Annotated in this window: 19 protein-coding genes; 17 read left to right on the top strand and 2 right to left on the bottom strand. The window is 68.6% G+C overall.

Annotated elements, in window-relative coordinates:
- Position 1: 1 nt before the first annotated feature.
- Positions 2–196 (bottom strand): hypothetical protein, encoded by a 195-nt coding sequence (locus V6M37_RS14280; protein WP_332674392.1) that lies wholly within the window; start codon positions 194–196, stop codon positions 2–4.
- Between the two features lie 141 nt (positions 197–337).
- Positions 338–2,188: a dihydroxy-acid dehydratase gene (gene ilvD, locus V6M37_RS14275; protein WP_332674389.1), complete on the bottom strand. Its 1,851-nt coding sequence runs from the start codon at positions 2,186–2,188 to the stop codon at positions 338–340.
- A 143-nt stretch (positions 2,189–2,331) separates the two neighbouring features.
- On the opposite strand from ilvD, the gene V6M37_RS14270 reads away from it, so the two are divergent.
- From V6M37_RS14270 to V6M37_RS14190, 17 genes are all read left to right on the top strand, one after another.
- Positions 2,332–3,009: a YceH family protein gene (locus V6M37_RS14270; RefSeq protein ID WP_332674387.1), complete on the top strand. Its 678-nt coding sequence runs from the start codon at positions 2,332–2,334 to the stop codon at positions 3,007–3,009.
- 82 nt (positions 3,010–3,091) lie between these two features.
- Complete coding sequence (lgt, locus tag V6M37_RS14265; RefSeq protein WP_332674384.1) at positions 3,092–3,889, top strand: prolipoprotein diacylglyceryl transferase; 798 nt, start codon at positions 3,092–3,094, stop codon at positions 3,887–3,889.
- Between the two features lie 179 nt (positions 3,890–4,068).
- Positions 4,069–5,451 (top strand): malonyl-CoA decarboxylase, encoded by a 1,383-nt coding sequence (locus V6M37_RS14260; protein WP_332674383.1) that lies wholly within the window; start codon positions 4,069–4,071, stop codon positions 5,449–5,451.
- Between the two features lie 16 nt (positions 5,452–5,467).
- Positions 5,468–7,909, top strand: a complete 2,442-nt coding sequence (locus V6M37_RS14255; RefSeq protein WP_332674382.1) for an EAL domain-containing protein — start codon at positions 5,468–5,470, stop codon at positions 7,907–7,909.
- A complete protein-coding gene (locus V6M37_RS14250) occupies positions 7,906–9,123 on the top strand; it encodes a hypothetical protein (protein WP_332674381.1) in 1,218 nt (405 codons plus the stop codon). The genes V6M37_RS14255 and V6M37_RS14250 overlap by 4 nt, the downstream gene beginning before the upstream one ends.
- 11 nt (positions 9,124–9,134) lie before the next feature.
- Positions 9,135–9,572, top strand: a complete 438-nt coding sequence (locus tag V6M37_RS14245; RefSeq protein WP_332674378.1) for a hypothetical protein — start codon at positions 9,135–9,137, stop codon at positions 9,570–9,572.
- A gap of 227 nt (positions 9,573–9,799) precedes the next feature.
- Positions 9,800–10,042 carry a hemin uptake protein HemP gene (locus V6M37_RS14240; RefSeq protein ID WP_332674432.1) on the top strand — a complete coding sequence of 81 codons (243 nt, stop codon included), beginning with the start codon at positions 9,800–9,802 and terminating at the stop codon, positions 10,040–10,042.
- 44 nt (positions 10,043–10,086) lie between these two features.
- Positions 10,087–10,323, top strand: a complete 237-nt coding sequence (locus tag V6M37_RS14235) for a (2Fe-2S)-binding protein (protein ID WP_332674375.1) — start codon at positions 10,087–10,089, stop codon at positions 10,321–10,323.
- The gene (gene bfr / locus V6M37_RS14230; protein ID WP_332674374.1) at positions 10,320–10,796 is read left to right on the top strand and encodes a bacterioferritin; all 477 of its coding nucleotides are present in this window, start codon (positions 10,320–10,322) and stop codon (positions 10,794–10,796) included. Before V6M37_RS14235 ends, bfr begins: the two co-directional genes overlap by 4 nt.
- Before the next feature lie 95 nt (positions 10,797–10,891).
- On the top strand, positions 10,892–11,017 hold the full coding sequence (locus tag V6M37_RS14225; protein ID WP_332674373.1) for a hypothetical protein: 126 nt from the start codon (positions 10,892–10,894) through the stop codon (positions 11,015–11,017).
- A gap of 65 nt (positions 11,018–11,082) precedes the next feature.
- Complete coding sequence (locus tag V6M37_RS14220) at positions 11,083–11,949, top strand: energy transducer TonB (protein ID WP_332674372.1); 867 nt, start codon at positions 11,083–11,085, stop codon at positions 11,947–11,949.
- A 5-nt stretch (positions 11,950–11,954) separates the two neighbouring features.
- The gene (locus V6M37_RS14215; protein WP_332674370.1) at positions 11,955–12,728 is read left to right on the top strand and encodes a MotA/TolQ/ExbB proton channel family protein; all 774 of its coding nucleotides are present in this window, start codon (positions 11,955–11,957) and stop codon (positions 12,726–12,728) included.
- Positions 12,728–13,144 (top strand): ExbD/TolR family protein, encoded by a 417-nt coding sequence (locus V6M37_RS14210; protein ID WP_332674367.1) that lies wholly within the window; start codon positions 12,728–12,730, stop codon positions 13,142–13,144. The genes V6M37_RS14215 and V6M37_RS14210 overlap by 1 nt, the downstream gene beginning before the upstream one ends.
- Before the next feature lie 222 nt (positions 13,145–13,366).
- Complete coding sequence (locus V6M37_RS14205) at positions 13,367–14,632, top strand: efflux RND transporter periplasmic adaptor subunit (protein ID WP_332674365.1); 1,266 nt, start codon at positions 13,367–13,369, stop codon at positions 14,630–14,632.
- Positions 14,629–16,605, top strand: a complete 1,977-nt coding sequence (locus V6M37_RS14200) for a MacB family efflux pump subunit (protein WP_332674364.1) — start codon at positions 14,629–14,631, stop codon at positions 16,603–16,605. Before V6M37_RS14205 ends, V6M37_RS14200 begins: the two co-directional genes overlap by 4 nt.
- An 8-nt stretch (positions 16,606–16,613) precedes the next feature.
- Positions 16,614–18,161 carry an efflux transporter outer membrane subunit gene (locus tag V6M37_RS14195; protein WP_332674361.1) on the top strand — a complete coding sequence of 516 codons (1,548 nt, stop codon included), beginning with the start codon at positions 16,614–16,616 and terminating at the stop codon, positions 18,159–18,161.
- Positions 18,162–18,472: 311 nt separating this feature from the next.
- Complete coding sequence (locus tag V6M37_RS14190; protein WP_332674358.1) at positions 18,473–19,018, top strand: iron transporter; 546 nt, start codon at positions 18,473–18,475, stop codon at positions 19,016–19,018.
- The last annotated feature ends 1 nt before the right edge of the window (position 19,019 follow it).

Here is a 19,019-nt window from a genome sequence, read left to right as displayed (position 1 = left end):
CTCAGGCTTCCGGCAATTGCCCGAGCAGGGCTTCGAGCTTCTCGGTCGCAAGCCTGACCTTGTCGGCGAGTACGCGATTGTCGGCCTCGAGGCGGGCGACGCGAGTGCGCAATTCGCGCGCCTCGACCTTGCCCGATTCATAAAGACCGATCAGTTGTTCGAGCTGATGTTCGAGCTTGTTGAGTTCTGCGTCCATGCGGCGGATGGTAGAGGGGCGACCCTGGGCGGTCAAGGAACGGCCCGGCGCGCCGGTTCGGGCGCGGACAGACCGGGAAACGGCGGGTCGCCGGCTTCAAGCGCGAGCGCTGAAAGCCGGCGACCCGCGCGAGGTTTGCGTTCAGCGCTGAACTTGCGTCACGTCGCGCACGGCGCCGGTGTCCGCGCTCGTCGTCAGCGCGGCGTAGGCCTGCAACGCCGCCGAAACGACGCGCTGACGATTCGCCGGCTTCCAGGCCTTGCTGCCCTTCGCGTCCATCGCCGCACGCCGTTGCGCGAGGACGTCGTCGGACACCGCGAGGTGGATGCGGCGATTCGGGATGTCGATCTCGATCGCGTCGCCATCTTCGACGAGCGCGATCGCGCCCCCGCAGGCCGCTTCGGGTGACGCATGGCCGATCGACAGCCCCGACGTGCCGCCCGAGAAACGGCCATCGGTGAGCAGCGCGCATTCCTTGCCGAGACCTTTCGATTTGAGGTAACTCGTCGGGTAGAGCATCTCCTGCATGCCGGGACCGCCCTTCGGCCCTTCGTAGCGGATCACGACGACGTCGCCGGCGACGACCCGGTCGCCGAGGATGCCCTCGACCGCGGCTTCCTGGCTCTCGAACACGCGGGCGCGGCCGGTGAACTTCCAGATCGACTCGTCGACACCGGCCGTCTTCACGATGCAGCCCTTCTCGGCGATATTGCCGTAGAGCACCGCGAGGCCGCCGTCCTCGGTGAAGGCGTTCGCGCGGTCGCGGACCACGCCGTGCGAGCGATCCATGTCGAGCTCCTTCCAGCGCCGGTCCTGCGAGAACGCGACCTGCGTCGGCACCCCGCCGGGGGCGGCCTTGTAGAAGTCGAACACCGCGTTGTCGTGCGCCTGCATCACGTCCCAGCGCGACAGCGCTTCGGCCATCGTCTTGCTATGCACGGTCGGCAGTTCGACGTGCAGCAGGCCGGCGCGGTTGAGTTCGCCGAGGATCGCCATGATGCCGCCGGCGCGATGCACGTCCTCGATATGCACGTCCGCGATCGCCGGCGCGACCTTGCACAGGCACGGCACCTTCCGCGAGATGCGGTCGATGTCGGCCATCGTAAAGTTCACTTCCGCTTCACGGGCGGCAGCAAGCAGATGGAGCACGGTGTTCGTCGAACCGCCCATCGCGACATCGAGGCTGATCGCGTTCTCGAAAGCTTTGAAGGTCACGACCGAGCGCGGCAGCACCGAGGCGTCGTCCTTCTCGTAATAGCGGCGCGCCATGTCGACGATGGTGCGCCCAGCGCGACGGAACAGCTGCTCGCGGTCGGCGTGCGTCGCGAGCACCGTGCCGTTGCCCGGCAGCGACAGGCCGAGCGCTTCGGTCAGGCAGTTCATCGAGTTCGCGGTGAACATGCCCGAGCACGAACCGCAGGTCGGACAGGCGGAACGCTCGATCGCGTCGACCTCGGCGTCCGAGCAGCTGCTGTCCGCAGCCTTGACCATCGCATCGACGAGGTCGAGCGAGATCACTTTCCCCTCCCACTTGACCTTGCCGGCCTCCATCGGGCCGCCGGAGACGAAGATCGCCGGGATGTTCAGCCGCAGCGCGGCCATCAGCATGCCCGGCGTGATCTTGTCGCAGTTCGAAATGCAGACCAGCGCATCGGCGGTGTGCGCATTGACCATGTACTCGACGCTGTCGGCGATCAGCTCGCGCGACGGCAGCGAGTACAGCATGCCGCCGTGGCCCATCGCAATGCCGTCGTCGACGGCGATCGTGTTGAACTCCTTGGCGACGCCGCCGGCAGCCTCGATCTCTCGCGCGACGAGCTGGCCGAGGTCCTTCAGGTGGACGTGACCGGGCACGAACTGGGTGAAGCTGTTCGCGATCGCGATGATCGGCTTCTCGAAATCGCCGTCCTTCATGCCGGTGGCGCGCCACAGCGCGCGGGCGCCCGCCATGTTGCGGCCGGCGGTGGAGGTACGGGAACGGTACTGGGGCATGGCTTCCTCGACTCGGATGCGGGCGCGGCGTCCGGCGCGCGCCACTTCGGTTCACACCGGGAATTCTAACCGAAGCCAAACGCTGCTCGGCTATCATTGGCCTCCCGCCGCGGGACACCCGCCTCAAGAGTATTGGTAAAGCGATGACCGAGAACACCCACACCGCCTCCGACGCCGAAGGCTACGATCTCGACCCTGTCGAAATCCGCGTCCTCGGCGTGCTGATCGAAAAGGCCTTCGTCACACCCGACAACTATCCCCTGTCGATCAACGCGATCGTGACCGGCGCGAATCAGCTCACCGGCCGCGACCCGGTCATGAACCTCCCCGAAGCCGACGTGCAGGACGCGATCGACCGCCTGATGGCACGCAAGCTCGTGTCGCGCCGCGACCAGGCGGGCGCGCGGGTATCCAAGTACGAACACCTCGTCCGCCTGCGCCATTCGCTGCCGCCCCCGGAGCAGGCGGTGCTCGCGACGCTGATGCTGCGCGGCGCCCAGACCGCCGGCGAAATCCGCCAGCGCTGCGAGCGGATGCACCGCTTCGACGACGTCGCCGCGATCGACAAGGTGCTGGAACATCTGGGCGAGAAATACCCGCCGATGGCCGCCGCGCTGCCGCGGGCGCCCGGCACGAAGGAAACCCGCTACGCGCATCTCCTCGGCGGCAGCGATGCGTTCGCGCAGATGGGCGAAGCGCTCGCCGCCGGCCAGTCCGGCCGCGGCCGGACGACCGAACTTGAGGACGAAGTCCGGCGCCTGCGCGACGAGGTCGAGTCGCTGCGCAGCGAATTCGAGAAATTCCGCTCGCAGTTCGACTGATTCCGCTTTGCGAACGGGATTTCCCCGAGCCCGGCGTGCTCGCCGCTGAGCCGCCATTCCTCCCCTGTTCCGCCTGCCTCCCATGCTGATCCACCCGCAGTTCGACCCCATCGCGATTTCCATCGGCCCGCTCGCCGTGCGCTGGTACAGCCTGATGTATCTCGTCGCATTCGTGCTGGTCATCGTGCTCGGCCGCCTCCACGCGCGGCGGCGCCCCGAGCTCGGCTGGAACGCGCAACAGATCGACGACCTGCTGTTCTACGGCATGATCGGCGTCGTCGTCGGCGGGCGCCTCGGCGAAGTCCTGTTTTTCCAGCCGGGGTATTACTTCGGCCACCCGCTCGAGATTTTCGCGGTCTGGAAAGGCGGGATGAGCTTTCATGGCGGCTTCCTCGGCGTGCTCGCCGCGATGTGGCTGTACGGGCGCCGCGTCGGGAAGGGGTTCTGGCAAGTCACCGATTTCATCGCGCCGCTGGTGCCGACCGGGCTCGCGGCGGGGCGGCTCGGCAACTTCATCAACGGCGAACTGTGGGGCCGCCCCGCCGACCCCGAACTGCCGTGGGCGATGGTCTACCCGTGGGTCGACGCCCTTCCCCGCCACCCGTCCCAGCTCTATCAGATCGCCGGCGAAGGCCTGTTGCTCTTCGTCATCCTGTGGATCTATTCGGCGCAGCCGCGGCCGCTGAAGGCCGTCTCGGCCGTGTTCCTGATCGGCTACGGGGTCCTGCGTTTCACGGCCGAGTTCTTCCGCACGCCCGACCCCGGGATCTTCGGCACGCTGTCGCTCGGACTCTCCACCGCGCAATGGCTGTGCGTACCGATGGTCCTCGCCGGCGTCGGCCTGCTGATGGCGTCCGGACGACGCGCCGCCTCCGCCTAGGAGCGACGCGCCGGGCGGGCGACCGTACCGGGACCGAGCCTCATTTCTCGCAAAGCGGAAATAACTCACGGGCAGCCCCAATTTGGGTCGAAATAATCCTTCGGCCCCGGTATCCTGCGTTCTCAGCGAGGTCGAGCTAATGACATACTCATAGCCGTCGACCGCAAGAAGGAGACAGCATGGCATCCGGACTGGTATCCCGCAGCCTATCGAAGGTTCGGGCGATGATCGCCGGCGCGGGGGAAGCGAAGAGCGTCGAGCCGACCGAGAAGGTGCTCGCCCGTATCCGCCGTCAGTTGAAGGAATGTGCGGAAGGGCTCGGCGGTGAAGTGTCGACGCGGCTGCGCGCGGCGCGGCTCGCCGAAACCTATCTCTCGCTCGACGACGCCGGGCGCATCGCCTTCCTGCGAATGATCGCGGTCGAGTTCGGACCGGACCCGCGGAAAGTCGCGAAAGCCCACGACGCGTACCAGGCTGCGGTCGGGACGGATCGGCAGTGGGATGCCGAAGCGCAGCTGCGCGCGGCGATGCGCTCGTCGCGCATCCGCATCCTCACGCAGTTCAACGCGATCCCCCAGGGCGTGAAATTCCTCGTCGACCTGCGGGTCGACCTGCTGCGCTACCTCGAGAAGCACAAGGACCTGAAGTCGCTCGACCGCGAACTCGAAGCGCGTCTGACCGCGTGGTTCGACGTCGGCTTCCTCGAACTCGCGCGCGTCACGTGGAATTCGCCGGCGGCGCTGCTCGAGAAGATCGTCGCGTACGAGGCGGTGCACGAGATCCGCTCGTGGCGCGACCTCAAGAACCGGCTCGGCTCCGACCGGCGCTGCTATGCGTTCTTTCACCCGCGGATGCCCGACGAGCCGCTGATCTTCGTCGAAGTCGCGCTGATGGAGGATCTCGCCGACAACGTGCAGAAGCTCCTCGACGAGAACGCTCCGGTCGCCGACGCCACGCGCGCGACGACGGCCATTTTCTACTCGATCAGCGCGACCCAGGAGGGGCTGCGCGGCGTGTCGTTCGGCAATTTCCTGCTCAAGCGCGTCGTCGACGATTTGCAGCGCGATTTTCCGCGCATCAAGACTTTCGCGACGCTGTCGCCGATTCCCGGTCTCGTGCGCTGGGCGGCGAAAAACGCAACGACCGCGCTCGCCGCCTTTTCGGACGCCGACTGGAAGCGACTCGCCGCGGCCGGGATCGACGGTCCGGATTCGGCGCAGCTCAAACTCGTGCTCGGCGGCACGACCGCGTGGCCGGGCGACGCCGCGCTCGCGAACGCGCTGCGCGATCCGCTTCTGAAAGTCGCGGCGGCCTACCTGCTGGAGGCGAAGCGCGGCAACGCGCCGCTCGACCCGGTCGCCCGGTTCCACCTCGGCAACGGCGCGCGCGTCGAGCGGCTCAACTGGCTCGCCGACGTGTCCGACAAGGGCCTCGGCCAGTCCTGGGGGATCATGGTCAACTACCTGTACGATCCCGACCGCATCGTGGAAAACGTCGAAACCTTCGCCGGCAAGGGCGGCATCGACGCAGACGCGGCGGTGCGGCGCCTCGCGCGGCGCTGAGCGGCACGGGCAAGACGTGGGCCTGCCGCTTCAGCACACCTCGATCCGGATCCGGCTGCTGCTCGCGAGCACCGTGGTCCAGGTGCTGCTGTTGACGCTGCTGCTCGCGAACAGCGTCCGGCTGATGAACGATGCGACGTCGGCAAGCCTGAACACGCTCGCCGACCAGAACGCGACGATGCTGCACGCGATGGCGACGGCGTACGGCGAACAGGGCCAGCTCGACGCACTCCAGGACATTCTCGGCGAGCTGCTGGCCGAATCCGATGAAGGGCTCGTCTACGTCCGGATCGGCACCCCCGACGGGCGAACGCTGGTGCAGGCGGGCATGCAGGAGATGACGACGCTGCCCGCGGAGGGAGTCGCCGGCGACGACAACACCGGCCAGCCCAGGCTCCTCCACGTCCGCCGACCGCTGCTCCTCGAGCGCAACGAGATCGGCTACCTGCAGTTCGGCGTGTCGGTTTCGACGCTCGCCGCAGCCCGGCGCGCCATCACCGAACAGGGCGCGTTCATCGCGCTGATCGAAATCCTGCTCACGTTCGCGCTCCTTTCCGGCATCGGCTACCTGCTGACCCGCAACCTCGGCCGCCTTCTGGCCGGCAGCCAGGCGATCGCCGAAGGGCGGCTCGATCACCGGCTGCCCGAGAACGGCAGCGACGAACTCGCCCGGCTCGCGCGCCGTTTCAACATCATGGCCGCGAACCTGCAGGACCGCATCGGCGAACTCCAGGACACGGCCGCGCGGCTGAAGACCAGCGAGCAGCGCTACGAACTCGCGATCCAGGGTTCCAACGACGGCCTGTGGGACTGGGACATCAGCGCAGGCACCGTCTACTGCTCGCCGCGCTGCTGCGAGATCGTCGGCTTCACGTTCGACGACCTGCAACACGCGCCGCAGACGATCCTCGACGCGATCCACCCCGACGACATGCAGGCCTATCGCAACAATATCGTCGAACACCTGAAGGGCTACAGCACGCAGTTCAAGTTCGAATACCGTGCGCTCCAGGCGGACGGCACCTATCGCTGGGTGATGAAGCGCGGGGTCGCGCTGCGGAACGCGGACGGGCGCGCGTTCCGGATGGCGGGATCGATCAGTGACGTGCATCTGCACAAGCTCGCGGAGAACCAGTTGCAGTTCGACGCGCTGCACGACCGGCTGACCGGCCTGCCGAACCGGGCGCTGTTCCTCGAGCACGTGCGCAGCGCACTCGGGCAGCAACGCCGCGCGGACCGCCACGGGTTCGCGGTGCTCGGCATCAATCTCGAACGCTTCCGGCTGGTCAACGACAGCTTCGGTCATGCCGCGGGCGACGAACTGTTGCGCCGCATCGCGGCCGCGCTCCTCGAGACGCTGCGCGAAGGCGACATCGTCGCGCGGGTCGGCGGCGACCAGTTCGCGCTGCTGCTGAACGATATCCAGGATCCTGCCGACTCCCTGCGCGTCGCGGCCCTTCTTCGCGAACGGCTGGCGCAGCCGACCGACGTCGCGGGACAGCGGCTGTATCCGAAATGCCGCGTCGGGATCGCGCTGAGCAACGACTACGACGACGACGCCGAAGCGCTGCTGCGCGACGCCGACAACGCCCTCCAGCGCGCGCGGGCGTGCGGCGACAGCAGCGTCTCGATGTTCCATGCCTCGATGCACGCCCAGGCGCTGCAGAGCCTTCGCCTCGAGAGCGACCTGCGCGCGGCGTTGCGCGACGGCAGCCTCGCGGTCCATTTCCAGCCGATCGTCGCGCTCGCCGACGGGCGGATCAGCAGTTTCGAGGCGCTGGTCCGCTGGCCGCATCCGACCGAAGGCCTGCTCCCGCCGAACCTCTTCATTCCCCTTGCCGAGACTCTCGGTCTGATTCACGACCTCGACATGCTGGTACTCACGCGCGCGTGCGAACGGATCGTGCGCTGGCAACAGCAGGCGAACGGGGCGGAGGTTCCGAGAGTCGGCGTCAATCTGTCGGCGATGCAGTTTTCCCGTCCGGATCTCGCCGGCGAGATCATCGCCGAGATCGCGCGCCACGGCCTGCCCGCCGAAATGCTGCGCTTCGAAGTCACCGAAAGCGTGCTCGCGCAGCCCGAGGGCCCCGCGAAGCACGTTCTCGAGCGTCTTCGCAACGCCGGGATGTCGGTCCTGATCGACGATTTCGGCACCGGTTACTCGGCGCTGAGCTACCTGCACACGATCCCGTGCGACGTCGTCAAGCTCGACGGATCCTTCGTCCGCTCGCTCGACAAGGACCGGCGGCTGCGCACGATCGTCGCCGGCAGCATCGCCCTTGCGCACGATCTGGGCATGCGGGTCGTCGCCGAATGCATCGAGACGCCGCAGCAGGCCGCGCTGCTTCAGGCGATGGGCTGCGACTACGGCCAGGGCTACCTGTATTCGCGGCCGCTCGACGACGCCGGTGTGGAAAGACTGCTCTTTGCCCACCCCCCCGCCGGAGCCCACGCATGAGCATCGACCTCCTGCGCCGGGTCGGACGCTTCGTCCTGCTCGCGATGCTCGCGATCGCGCTGCCGACGTTTGCGGCGCAGGCGAACGCGCCGCTCGTGCAGGTGTCGGGATTCGCGACGCTCGGCGCGGTCACGACCGACCGCGACGACGTCTGGTTCACGCGCTACGGCGTGAATTACCCCGGCGACTCGGACCCGGATTTCAGTCCCGACTCGCTTCTGGGGCTGCAGGCGAGCCTGCGCCTTTCCGCATACAACGACATCACGGTGCAAGCGCTCGTGCGGGAGGACGGCGAGGAATCCTACGATCCGCGCGTCACGCTCGCGTTCTTCCGCCAAACGCTCGCGTCCGGGCTGTCGATGCGGCTCGGGCGCCTGCGCGTGCCCTTCTTCATGCTGTCCGACTCGCTGCACGTCAATTACGCGAACCCGTGGGTGCGGCCGCCGGTCGAGGTCTACGGCCTCAACCCGTTCAACGACCTCGATGGCGTCGATCTCGTTTATCACACCCGGCTCGGCGCGCTCGACGCCGAGTTGCATCCCTATTTCGGCCGCGGCCGCGTTCCGTTCCCGATGGGCAGCGCACGGCTGAAAGCGACCTGGGGGATGAATGTCGCGCTGTCACGCGGGGATTTCTCGCTGCATCTCGGGCACGGGGACGGCCGCTTCGCGATGGAGCGCGGCGATCCGCAGACGAGGGCGGTGATCGCCGCGCTAGTCCGTGCCGGGCTCCCCGGCGTCGCCGCGGACCTGTCGGGCACCGACGGCACGACGAGCTTCGATTCCGTCGGCGTGCAATGGGACGACGGCGCCTGGCAGGTCGTTAGCGAATACGCGCGTCGCCGCGTCAACCGGTACGCGACCAGTTCGAGCGGCTGGTACGTGAGCGTCGGGCGGCGCTTCGGCCCGGTCACGCCCTACGCCGTGGTTGCGCGCCAGCGCCTCGACGAGCAGATCGCCGAAGCCGCGGTGCCGCGCGGACTGCAGCCGGCCTGGGACGCGTTCCTGACCTCGCGCAACAACGCCCAACGCAGCTTCACGCTCGGCACGCGCTGGGACGTCACGAGTTTCGCGGCGATGAAGGCGGAAGTCACCCACGCCCGCCTCGACGACGATTCGTGGGGCTCGTATTTTCCGCGCGCCATGCGGGGCGGGGCCGCAATCGCCGGGAAGCGTATGAACACGTTCAGCCTGTCGCTCGATCTGACGTTCTGAGTCCGCGCCCCGTGCCCCCCCTTTTCCTCGCAATCCTGCTCGCGCTGCCGCTATCCCTGTCGGCGGCGGGGGCCTGCGCGCAAGCGGAAACGCCGATCGTCGTCGTCGCCGGCGAGGGCAGCGCGATCCCCGCGCTATCGAAAGAGCAGGCCGAGCAGCTTTATCTCGGTCGTGCTTCAACGCTTCTCGGCGGCACTCCGGTTTCGCTCGCGGACCTCCCGCCCGGGGCGACGCGCGACCGCTTCTACGCCGGCCTGACCGGCAAGAATCCGAGCCAGATCCGCGCGCACTGGTCGCGGATGGTGTTCACCGGCCGCGCGCTGCCGCCGCGGGAAGTTGCCGACGCCGAGCAACTGCGCTCGCTCCTCGCGGCCGATCCGAACCTCATCGGCTACCTGCCGGCCGCTGCCGCCAACGACCACCTGAAAATCCTGCTGCGGCTGCCCTGATCGCCGCCGCCCGCAGTCGTTGCCGATCTGCGGGACCGGGATGACCGCGGCAAGCGGAGTCCTTCTCGAGCACCAACCGCCGGCGCCCGCAGCGCTCGGGAAACGCGAGGGTTGCGGCACCGCGGGCCGGCCCTTGGGGCAATCGGCACGCCACGGATGTCCTGGTCGGTGTGCCCGGCTGGAAAACCGTGCGCAAACGCTTGACCGAACTTCGTCTCGATGTTGTAATGCGAATCGTTCCTATTCGTTTTATTCGAGCCATGACAAACGAACGGCCGCCTTCGTCGCTTCAGTCGCAGTCCCGCCCCGCCGCCGGGACTGGCAATCACGGAGATCGGCCGGGACACGGGCACGGGGCGATCGCAAGCGAGTCGCTGCTTCTCGGGCGCGCGAGCGTGACGATTGCGCACGAAGGCATGCACTACGTCCTGCGCACGACGCGCGCAGGGAAACTCATTCTGACGAAATGACGCCGCGGCAATCCGGCGGACAAATGGAATAACGGGGCTAGACTATGTACGTCTGCGTTTGCAATGCGGTCACCGAACGCCACATCGGCCTGGCAGTGAGCGAAGGGGCGAGGACCCTGCGCGACCTGCGCACTACGCTCGGGGTGGCGGGAGAGTGTGGCCGCTGCGCGTGCTGCGCGCGCGACTGCCTGCGTTCGGCGCTGGCGGAGCAGACGGAGACCGCGAGACCGACGGGAGTCGGCCTTGCGCCCTCGTTCTCCTTTGCCGCGGAGGCTGTATGAAAGGCGACGTAAAAGTCATTCAGTTCCTCAACAAGCAATTAACCACCGAGCTGACCGCCATCAACCAGTATTTCCTGCATGCGCGGATGTACAAAAACTGGGGCCTCGAGCGACTCGGACATCACGAATACAAGGAATCGATCGAGGAAATGAAGCACGCCGACAAGCTGATCGAGCGCGTGCTGTTCCTGGAGGGCCTGCCGAACCTGCAGAACCTCAACAAGCTGATGATCGGCGAGGACGTTCCCGAATGCCTTCAGGCGGACCTCGGCCTCGAACTCGGCGGCCGCACCGATCTGCTCGAAGCGATCGCGTACTGCGAGATCTGCAAGGACTACGTTTCGCGGGAGATTTTCGAAGACATCCTCGAAGAAACCGAAGAGCACATCGATTACCTCGAAACCCAGATCGAGCTTCTCGACAAGGTGGGGCTGCAGAATTACCTGCAGTCCCAGATGGAAGGCGGAAGCTGACGCGCGCCGGCGGCGAACGCCGGCTTTCCTCCACCCCTGCCAGCCAGTTCTCCCGCGGAACGAGCCAGCGACGAAACCCGACGGAGAACTGGCACATGAACAGAACGCCCCCGGCCCCCCGCTTCCGCCCGCTCGCCGCCCATGTCCCCGCGTTCGCGCCCCATCGCGTCGCGCTGTACCTCCTCGTCGCCGCGGCCTTGATCAACCAGTTGATCGGATGACCGCCCGCGCATGCCTCCCTCGCTTTCTCCGGTGCGAAGCCGCCCCCTTTTCGCAGTAGATTGAAATGGCGCTCTCCCACTCGCTCCCCGCGGCGCGCTTTCCCGCCGATTCCCATACCGGCGAGCGCCCGCCGCTGACCTTCGCCGCTGCCCGCGAGAAGCCCGAAGGCGCGCAGCGGGCGCTCGGGGACGTGTACAGGGCACGTTCCGGCCGAGCGCGTGCGGGCGCGCCCCGCCCGCTCGAGCGGCGCCTGATCCTCGCGCTCGTTGCCGCGGCGCACCTGGCCGCGGCGATCGGCTTCTCGCAATTCCGCGCCGAGCCGGTCACGCCGCCACCGCCGATCTCGGTGGCGCTGATCGAACCGCCGGTCGTCATCCCGACGCCTGCGCCGCCGCCCGCACTGCCGACGCCGCCGAAACCCGAAATCCGCAAACAGCCGCCTCCGCCGAAACCCGTCGTGACGCCCGCGCCGCCGAAACCGGTCAAAGCCCCGGTGCCGCCCGCGCCGGTGACCGAAGCGGCAAGCGCGATCCGCAACGAAGAACCGCCACCGCCCGTCGAACCCGCGGTCGCCGCTCCCGCGCCGGCCGCCGCGCCGGTCGCCGCCGCGCCTCGTCAGGCCGAAGCCCCTCCGAGCGTCGCCGAAACGGTCCCGGCGCGCTTCGACGCGGCCTACCTCAACAACCCCACCCCCGCCTACCCGCCGCTCGCGCGCAGGATGCGCGAGGAAGGCAAGGTGCTGTTGCGCGTGTTCGTGACCGCCGACGGCGCACCGGGCAAAATAAGCGTTTCCACCAGTTCGGGCTCGACCCGGCTCGATACCGCCGCGGAAAATGCGGTCGCCCGCTGGCGCTTCGTGCCGGCGAAACAGGACGGCCGCAGCGTCGATGCCTGGGTCGTCGTGCCCATCGTTTTCAAACTCGAAGGATAAGGAAGATGCCTGTCGACAACTTCGGCCTCGCCCACCTCTGGGGGCAGTCGGACCTCATCATCAAGCTCGTCGCCTTCATGCTGGTCGTGATGTCGGTCGCAAGCTGGTACCTGATCGCGGTACGCGCGCTGCGCCAGTTCCGGGCGCGCCGGTTCGACGCCGGCGTCGAGGCGTTCTGGAACGCACCGAACCTCGACGAAGGCCTCACGCGCCTGTCGCGCGCGGCGCCGGATTCGCCGTTCGAAGCCCTCGCGCGCCAGGGCGCCGCCGCGGCCGAGCATCTGCGCCGCCACACGCATGAAGAGACGCTCGGTGGCAAGCTCGACACCGACGAGTTCGTCACCCGCGCGATGCGGAAATCGATCGCGTTATCGACGGCACAGCTCGAATCCGGGCTGACGGTGCTCGCGTCGATCGGCTCGACCGCGCCGTTCGTCGGCCTCTTCGGCACTGTCTGGGGCATCTACCACGCGCTGATCGGCATCAGCGTGTCCGGCATGGCGACGCTCGACAAGGTCGCCGGCCCGGTCGGCGAAGCGCTGATCATGACGGCGTTCGGCCTGTTCGTCGCGATCCCGGCGGTGCTCGCCTTCAACGCCTTCACGCGGGCCAATCGCCTCGAACTGTCGGAGCTCGACGCGTTCGCGCACGACCTGCACGCGTGGTTTACCACTGGCACCCGTCTCGCGAGCGCCCCGACCGGCGACGCCGCGAACCGTCCGGCGCGCGGCGCCGCCTCGACTCCGACGCTGCGGGTGTCGACGCCGGGAGCCGCGTGATGGCATTCGGCGGCTTCAGCCAGGAGGGACGCGGCGCCCCGATGAGCGAAATCAACATGGTGCCGCTGATCGACGTGATGCTGGTGCTGCTGATCGTGTTCATGATCACCGCGCCGCTGCTGACCCACGCGGTCAAGATCGACCTGCCGACCGCGGCGAGCGCGGCGAACAACGAGAAACCGGAGACCGTCACGCTCGCCGTCGACGAGGCGGGCTTCCTGTATTGGAACGACCGCCGGATCGACGACGCCGAGCTTGCGGCCCGCCTTGCCGAAGCCGCGGCGAAAGCGGTCCAGCCGGAGCTGCATCTGCGCGCCGATCGCGAGACGCGTTACCAGAAGCTCGCCCAGATCATGTCGGCGGCGCGGCAGGCCGGCATCCAGAAGATGGGCTTCATCACCGTCCCCGAGCAGTAAACCCCCGCAGCAGCGAACGCCCCGCCGGCCGCCGTTCGCGCGGCCGCGCCCCGGCCCCTCCACCCGGCCGGCATGCCATAATCCCGGGCCCCGCGGCACCCGCCGCGGAACCTCGGCCTGCAATACGATACAAACCGGCGACCATCCTTCACTTAATCTTTGCGCCGAACCCGACGCCCGCAAGGCGCGCCGCCCCGTCCCAACCCTCGCCCCAACACCGTCATGACCCCAGCCCCGGTCCCGCTGCAAGCGAAGCGACGCTCGCGTTACACGATTCTCGCGCTGATCTGCGTCGTACTGCTCGGTACCGCGGGCTATTTCGTCTGGTCGAAGTATTTCGCGAAGCCCGACGAGCTGTCGGGCTTCCAGCTGACCGCGGTGTCGCGCGGCGACATCGAGGACGTCGTCACCGCGACCGGAACCTTGCAGCCGCGCGAGTATGTCGACGTCGGCGCGCAGGTGTCCGGGCAGCTGAAGAAGTTCCACGTCGAGGTCGGGACCGAGGTCAAGGCCGGCGACCTGCTCGCCGAGATCGATCCGGTCGTGCTGCAGAGCCGCGTGGACGCGACGCGCGCGCAGTGGCGCAACCAGCGCGCGCAACTGATGGCACGCGAATCGGACCTCAAGCTCGCCGACATGCAGCTCCGCCGCCAGCGCAACCTGATGGCCGAGGACGCGACGACAACCGAGGCGCTGCAGACCGCGGAAGCCGCGCAGCTCGCCGCCCAGGCGCAGATCGAAGCGCTGAAGGCGCAGATCGACCAGACCGAGTCGAATCTCCGCGCCGACGAGGCGAACCTGAATTACGCGCGGATCTACGCACCGATGACCGGCACCGTCGTGTCGATCACCGCCCGCCAGGGCCAGACACTGATTTCGAGCCAGCAGGCGCCGGTGATCCTGCGGATCGCCGACCTGTCGACGATGACGGTGCAGACGCAGGTGTCGGAGGCGGACGTGAGCCGGCTGAAGCTCGGGATGCCGGCGTACTTCACGACGCTCGGCGGCAACGGCCGGCGGTGGGAAGGGACGCTGAACAAGATCGAGCCGACGCCGGTCGTGCAGAACAACGTCGTCCTCTACAACGCGCTGTTCGACGTCGCGAACCCGAACCAGGCGCTGATGACGCAGATGACCGCCCAGGTGTTCTTCGTCGTCGCGGCGGCGCGCGATGCGCTGCTCGTTCCGATGGCGGCATTCGCGTCCCATGCACCGCGCGCGACGCCCACGTCGGCGCCCGGCAACCGCTCCCGCGCCGGCGAGCCGGCACGCAAGCGACGCGACCCAAGCGGGCACGCGCCGCGGGAGCGCACGGTGCGCGTCGCCACCGCAGCCGGAACCGTCGAGGAGCGCCGCGTCGAAGTCGGCGTCACGAACCGCGTGGAAGCGCAAGTGCTCGCGGGACTCGAAGAAGGCGAACAGGTCGTGTCCGGCATCGCGCTCGAAGCGGGCGGACCGGCCGGCGCGCGCCGGCCACCGCGCCTATGAAGCACGAACCCTTCATCGGCGAGCTGAAGGTCGACGCGACGCCCGCCGTCCCGCTGATCGAGCTGTCGGGCATCACGAAGACCTTTCGCAGCGGCGAGCTCGCGGTCGAGGTGCTGCACGGCATCGACCTGACGATCCTGCCCGGCGAATTCGTCGCGATCGTCGGCACGTCCGGCTCGGGCAAGTCGACGCTGATGAACATCCTCGGCTGCCTCGACCGCCCGACGACCGGCCGCTACCGCTTCCTCGGCCGCGACGTCGCCGGTTTCGACCGCGATGACCTCGGCAGGCTGCGGCGCGAGACCTTCGGCTTCGTGTTCCAGAGCTACAACCTGATCGGCGGCTCGACCGCGCGCGAGAACGTCGAAGTGCCCGCGGTGTACTCCGGCATGCCGCCCGCCGAGCGGCACGCGCGGGCGACCGAACTCCTGACCGCGCTCGGCCTCGGCGAGCGCACCGGCCACCGCCCGAACCAGCTCTCCGGGGGCCAGCAGCAGCGCGTGTCGATCGCGCGCGCGCTGATGAACGGCGGTCGCGTGATCCTCGCCGACGAGCCGACCGGCGCGCTCGACAGCAAGAGCGGCGCCGAAGTCATGCAGCTGCTGCACAAGCTCTCGGCCGACGGCCACACGATCATCCTGATCACGCACGAGCGCGAAGTCGCAGAGCAGGCGCAGCGCATCATCGAGATCCGCGACGGCAACATCCTCAGCGATCCCGGCCCGCGCCGGCGAGATGGCGGCGAGCCCGACTTCGCGCCGCACATCGACCGCACCTCGCCGCTGTCCGACGTCGTCGAAGCGGGCCGCACGGCGCTGCGCGCGCTGCGCGCGAACGTGTTCCGCGCCGCGCTGACGCTACTCGGCATCGTCATCGGCGTCGCCGCGGTCATCGCGATGCTCGCGATCGGCGACGGCGCGAAGCAGTCGGTGATCGACCAGATCAGCTCGATGGGCACGAACCTGCTGACGGTGCGCCCCGGCGCGCCGAACCAGCGCGGGCGCGACACGACGGCGACCCTGGTGCCCGACGACGTGCGCGCGATCACCGAGCTGCCGAACGTGCTCGCGGCCGTGCCCGAGCAGAGCGCGACCGTGACGATCCGCTACGGCAACGCCGACCACCGGACATCCGCGACCGCGACGGGCGCCGACTTCACGATCGCGCGCGACTGGCCGATCGCGCGCGGCACGTTCTTCAGCGCCGCCGACGAGCGCAGCTACGCGACGGTCGCGGTGCTCGGCCAGACCGTCGCGAGCGCCCTTTTCGGCGACGCCGACCCGGTCGGCGAATTCGTCGTCGTCAACAGCATCATGTTCCAGGTCGTCGGCGTGATGGGCCCGATGGGCGCGACGCCGTGGGGCTCGGACCAGGACGACGTGATCTTCGTGCCCTACTCGACCGGCAGCCTGCGGCTTTTCGGCCAGCGTCACCTGCGCAGCGCGACCGTCGCCGTGGAGGACGTCGCGCAGATCGACGACACGCAGGAGGCGGTGCACACGCTGCTCCACGCGCGCCACGGCGGCGTCGAGGACTTCCAGATCCGCAACATGGCGTCGATCATCGAGAGCGCGTCCGAGACGCAGAACACGCTGACCGTGCTGCTCGGCACCGTCGCCGCAATCTCGCTGCTCGTCGGCGGCATCGGCGTCATGAACATCATGCTGGTGTCGGTCACCGAGCGCACGCGCGAGATCGGCATCCGCATGGCGACCGGGGCGCGGATGAAGAACATCCTGCAGCAGTTCCTGATCGAGGCGCTCGTCGTGTCGGCGCTCGGCGGCGCCATCGGCGTCGTCGTCGGGCTCGGCGCCGCGGCAATCATCGCAGCCTTCGACACCCCGATCGTCTATTCGCTGCCGCCGGTGCTGCTCGCGTTCGGCTGCGCGTTCGCGACCGGCCTGATTTTCGGCTACCTGCCCGCGCGCAAGGCCGCGCGCCTCGATCCCGTCGTCGCGCTCGCGTCGGAATGAACCCGCTCATGCCCTCGATCCGTCATCGTTCCGCCTCCGCCCTGCCGACCCGTTCTTCGCTGCGCTCCGTCCCGTTCGCCGCCGCGCTCGCACTCGTCGCCGGCTGCGCGATCACCGAGCCGACAACGCGCCCCGAACTCGCGATGCCGGCCGGATGGACGGAAGCCACGCCCGCGGCCGCGGCGCTTCCGGCGTCGGGCTGGTGGCGGGATTTCGGTTCGCCGTCGCTGCACGATCTCGTCGACGCCGCGCTCGCGGCGAACCCCGACATCCGCATCGCCGCGGAACGGGTACGCCAGGCCGAGATCCAGCTTCGCGCCGCCGGCGCGTCCTTGCTGCCGTTCGCCACCGCGGGCGGCGACACCGGCTGGCGGCGCTCGGACGCCGGCAGCGGCAGCCGTGCGATCGAAGCGGAATCGACCGGCGCGAGCCTCGCGATCAGCTACGAGGTCGACCTGTGGGGCCGACTCGCCGCTGGCGTCGAGGGCACCGACGCGTTCCTCGCGGCGAGCCGTTACGACTTCGAGACCGTCCGGCTGACGCTGGTCAGCGGCGTCGCGAACACGTATTTCCAGCTGCTCGCGACCCGCGCCCGCCTCGACATCGCACGCGAGAATCTCGCGATCGCCGAGCGCATCTTCGACGTCGCCGACGCGCGCTTCCGCAACGGCGCGGCATCGGCCCTCGACGTCAGCCGCCAGCGCAGCACCGTGCTCGCGCAGCGCGCGGCGATCCTGCCGCTCGAAACCGCCGAACGCCAGACGCGCGCCGCGCTGGCGGTGCTGCTCGGCCGTCCACCCCAGGGCTTCGCGCTCGCGGGCGAAGTGCTGGGCGCGCTCACCATTCCGGCGGTCGCGCCGGGCCTGCCGGCGGAGCTGCTCGTGCGCCGCCCGGATCTCGCGGGCGCGGAGGCCCGGCTCGCGGCGGCCAACGCCGACGTCGCTGCCGCGCGCGCCGCGCTGCTGCCGTCGATCCAGCTTTCCGGTTCGGCCGGCCTCGCGAGCACCGCGCTGCTGTCGCTCGCGAATCCGGGAAATTCGGTCGCGCTCACGGCGAGCCTCGCGCAGACGCTGTTCGACGGCGGGCGGCTGCGCGGCGAAGTCGAGACCGCCCGGTCACGCCGCCGCGAGCTCGTCGAAACTTACCGCAACGCGGTGTACGTCGCGCTCCAGGAAGTCGAGGACGCGCTCGGCAACGCGGAGCGCGACCAGCGGCAGGAAGAGGTCCAGCTGCTGATCCGCGACGAGGCGCAGCGCAGCTTGCGGCTCGCGGAGCTGCGCTACCGCGAGGGCGCCGACGACCTGCTCGCGGTGCTCGACGCGCAGCGCACGCTGTTCGACGCCCAGGACCAGCTCGCGCAACTGCGGCTCGCGCGGCTCGCCGATGCGGTCGACCTCTTCAAGGTATTGGGCGGCGGCTGGGAGTCCGACGCCGTACCCGACAGCGGAACGCCGGCAGCCGGCACGACAGGCAGTCAGGCCGGCGTCCAGCCCGCCCCGGCCTCCCCGGCCACCTCCGCTGCTCCGGCCGCCTCCGCCGCGTCCGATCGGGTCTGAGGGGACGCGCCCGCGGCGCGACGGTCCCCACCCTCGGCAGGCGGGCCGCGCTTCGCTGCCCAAGGTGCCGATGGCTGTCCACCGGCTCTGTTCCGACGTTCGGTGGATCCCCGAACCCGCCGGCGCTGTGCGGCATTCGGCCGCAGGCGACGCGTTTCGCCGCCGGCTTCGCAGAAACTCCCCGGAATACCCCATCCGCGATATTGGATGCGATTTTTCTATTGCGAACACTTCTCATTATTCTTATTATTCGCGAAACGCGCGGTATCGACCGCCGCTCCGTCCCTTCCAAACTCCGCCGAGGATCATCGATGACCCGCTTCCCGCTCCGCGCGCTCGCCGCCGCGACCCTGACCGCTCTGTCGTTCGCCGCGCACGCCCTGGAATACCCGATCGGCAAGCCGGTACAGCGCGACGGCATGGAGGTCGCCGCCGTGTATCTGCAGCCGATCGAGATGGAGCCGGACGGCATGATGAAGAAGGCCTCCGAGACCGACATCCACATCGAGGCTGACATCCGCGCGCTTGCGAACAACCCGAACGGCTTCGAGGAAGGCAGCTGGATCCCCTACCTGACGGTGAAGTTCGAGATCGCGAAGATCGGCAGCGACTGGAAGCTCGCCGGCGAATTCATGCCGATGGTCGCGAGCGACGGACCGCACTATGGCGACAACATCAAGCTCGCCGGACCGGGCAAGTACAAAGTCAAGTACACGATCCTGCCGCCGGGCGAGAACCACGGCTCGCACTTCGGCCGCCACACCGACCGCGCCACCGGCGTGCGTCCCTGGTTCAAGCCGTTCGAGGTCGAGAACGAATTCACGTACGCCGGCATCGGCAAGAAGGGCGGGTACTGAG

Source organism: Aromatoleum sp., from assembly GCF_036675785.1.
Lineage (GTDB): Bacteria > Pseudomonadota > Gammaproteobacteria > Burkholderiales > Rhodocyclaceae > Aromatoleum.
This window is presented reverse-complemented; position numbering and strand designations above follow the sequence as displayed.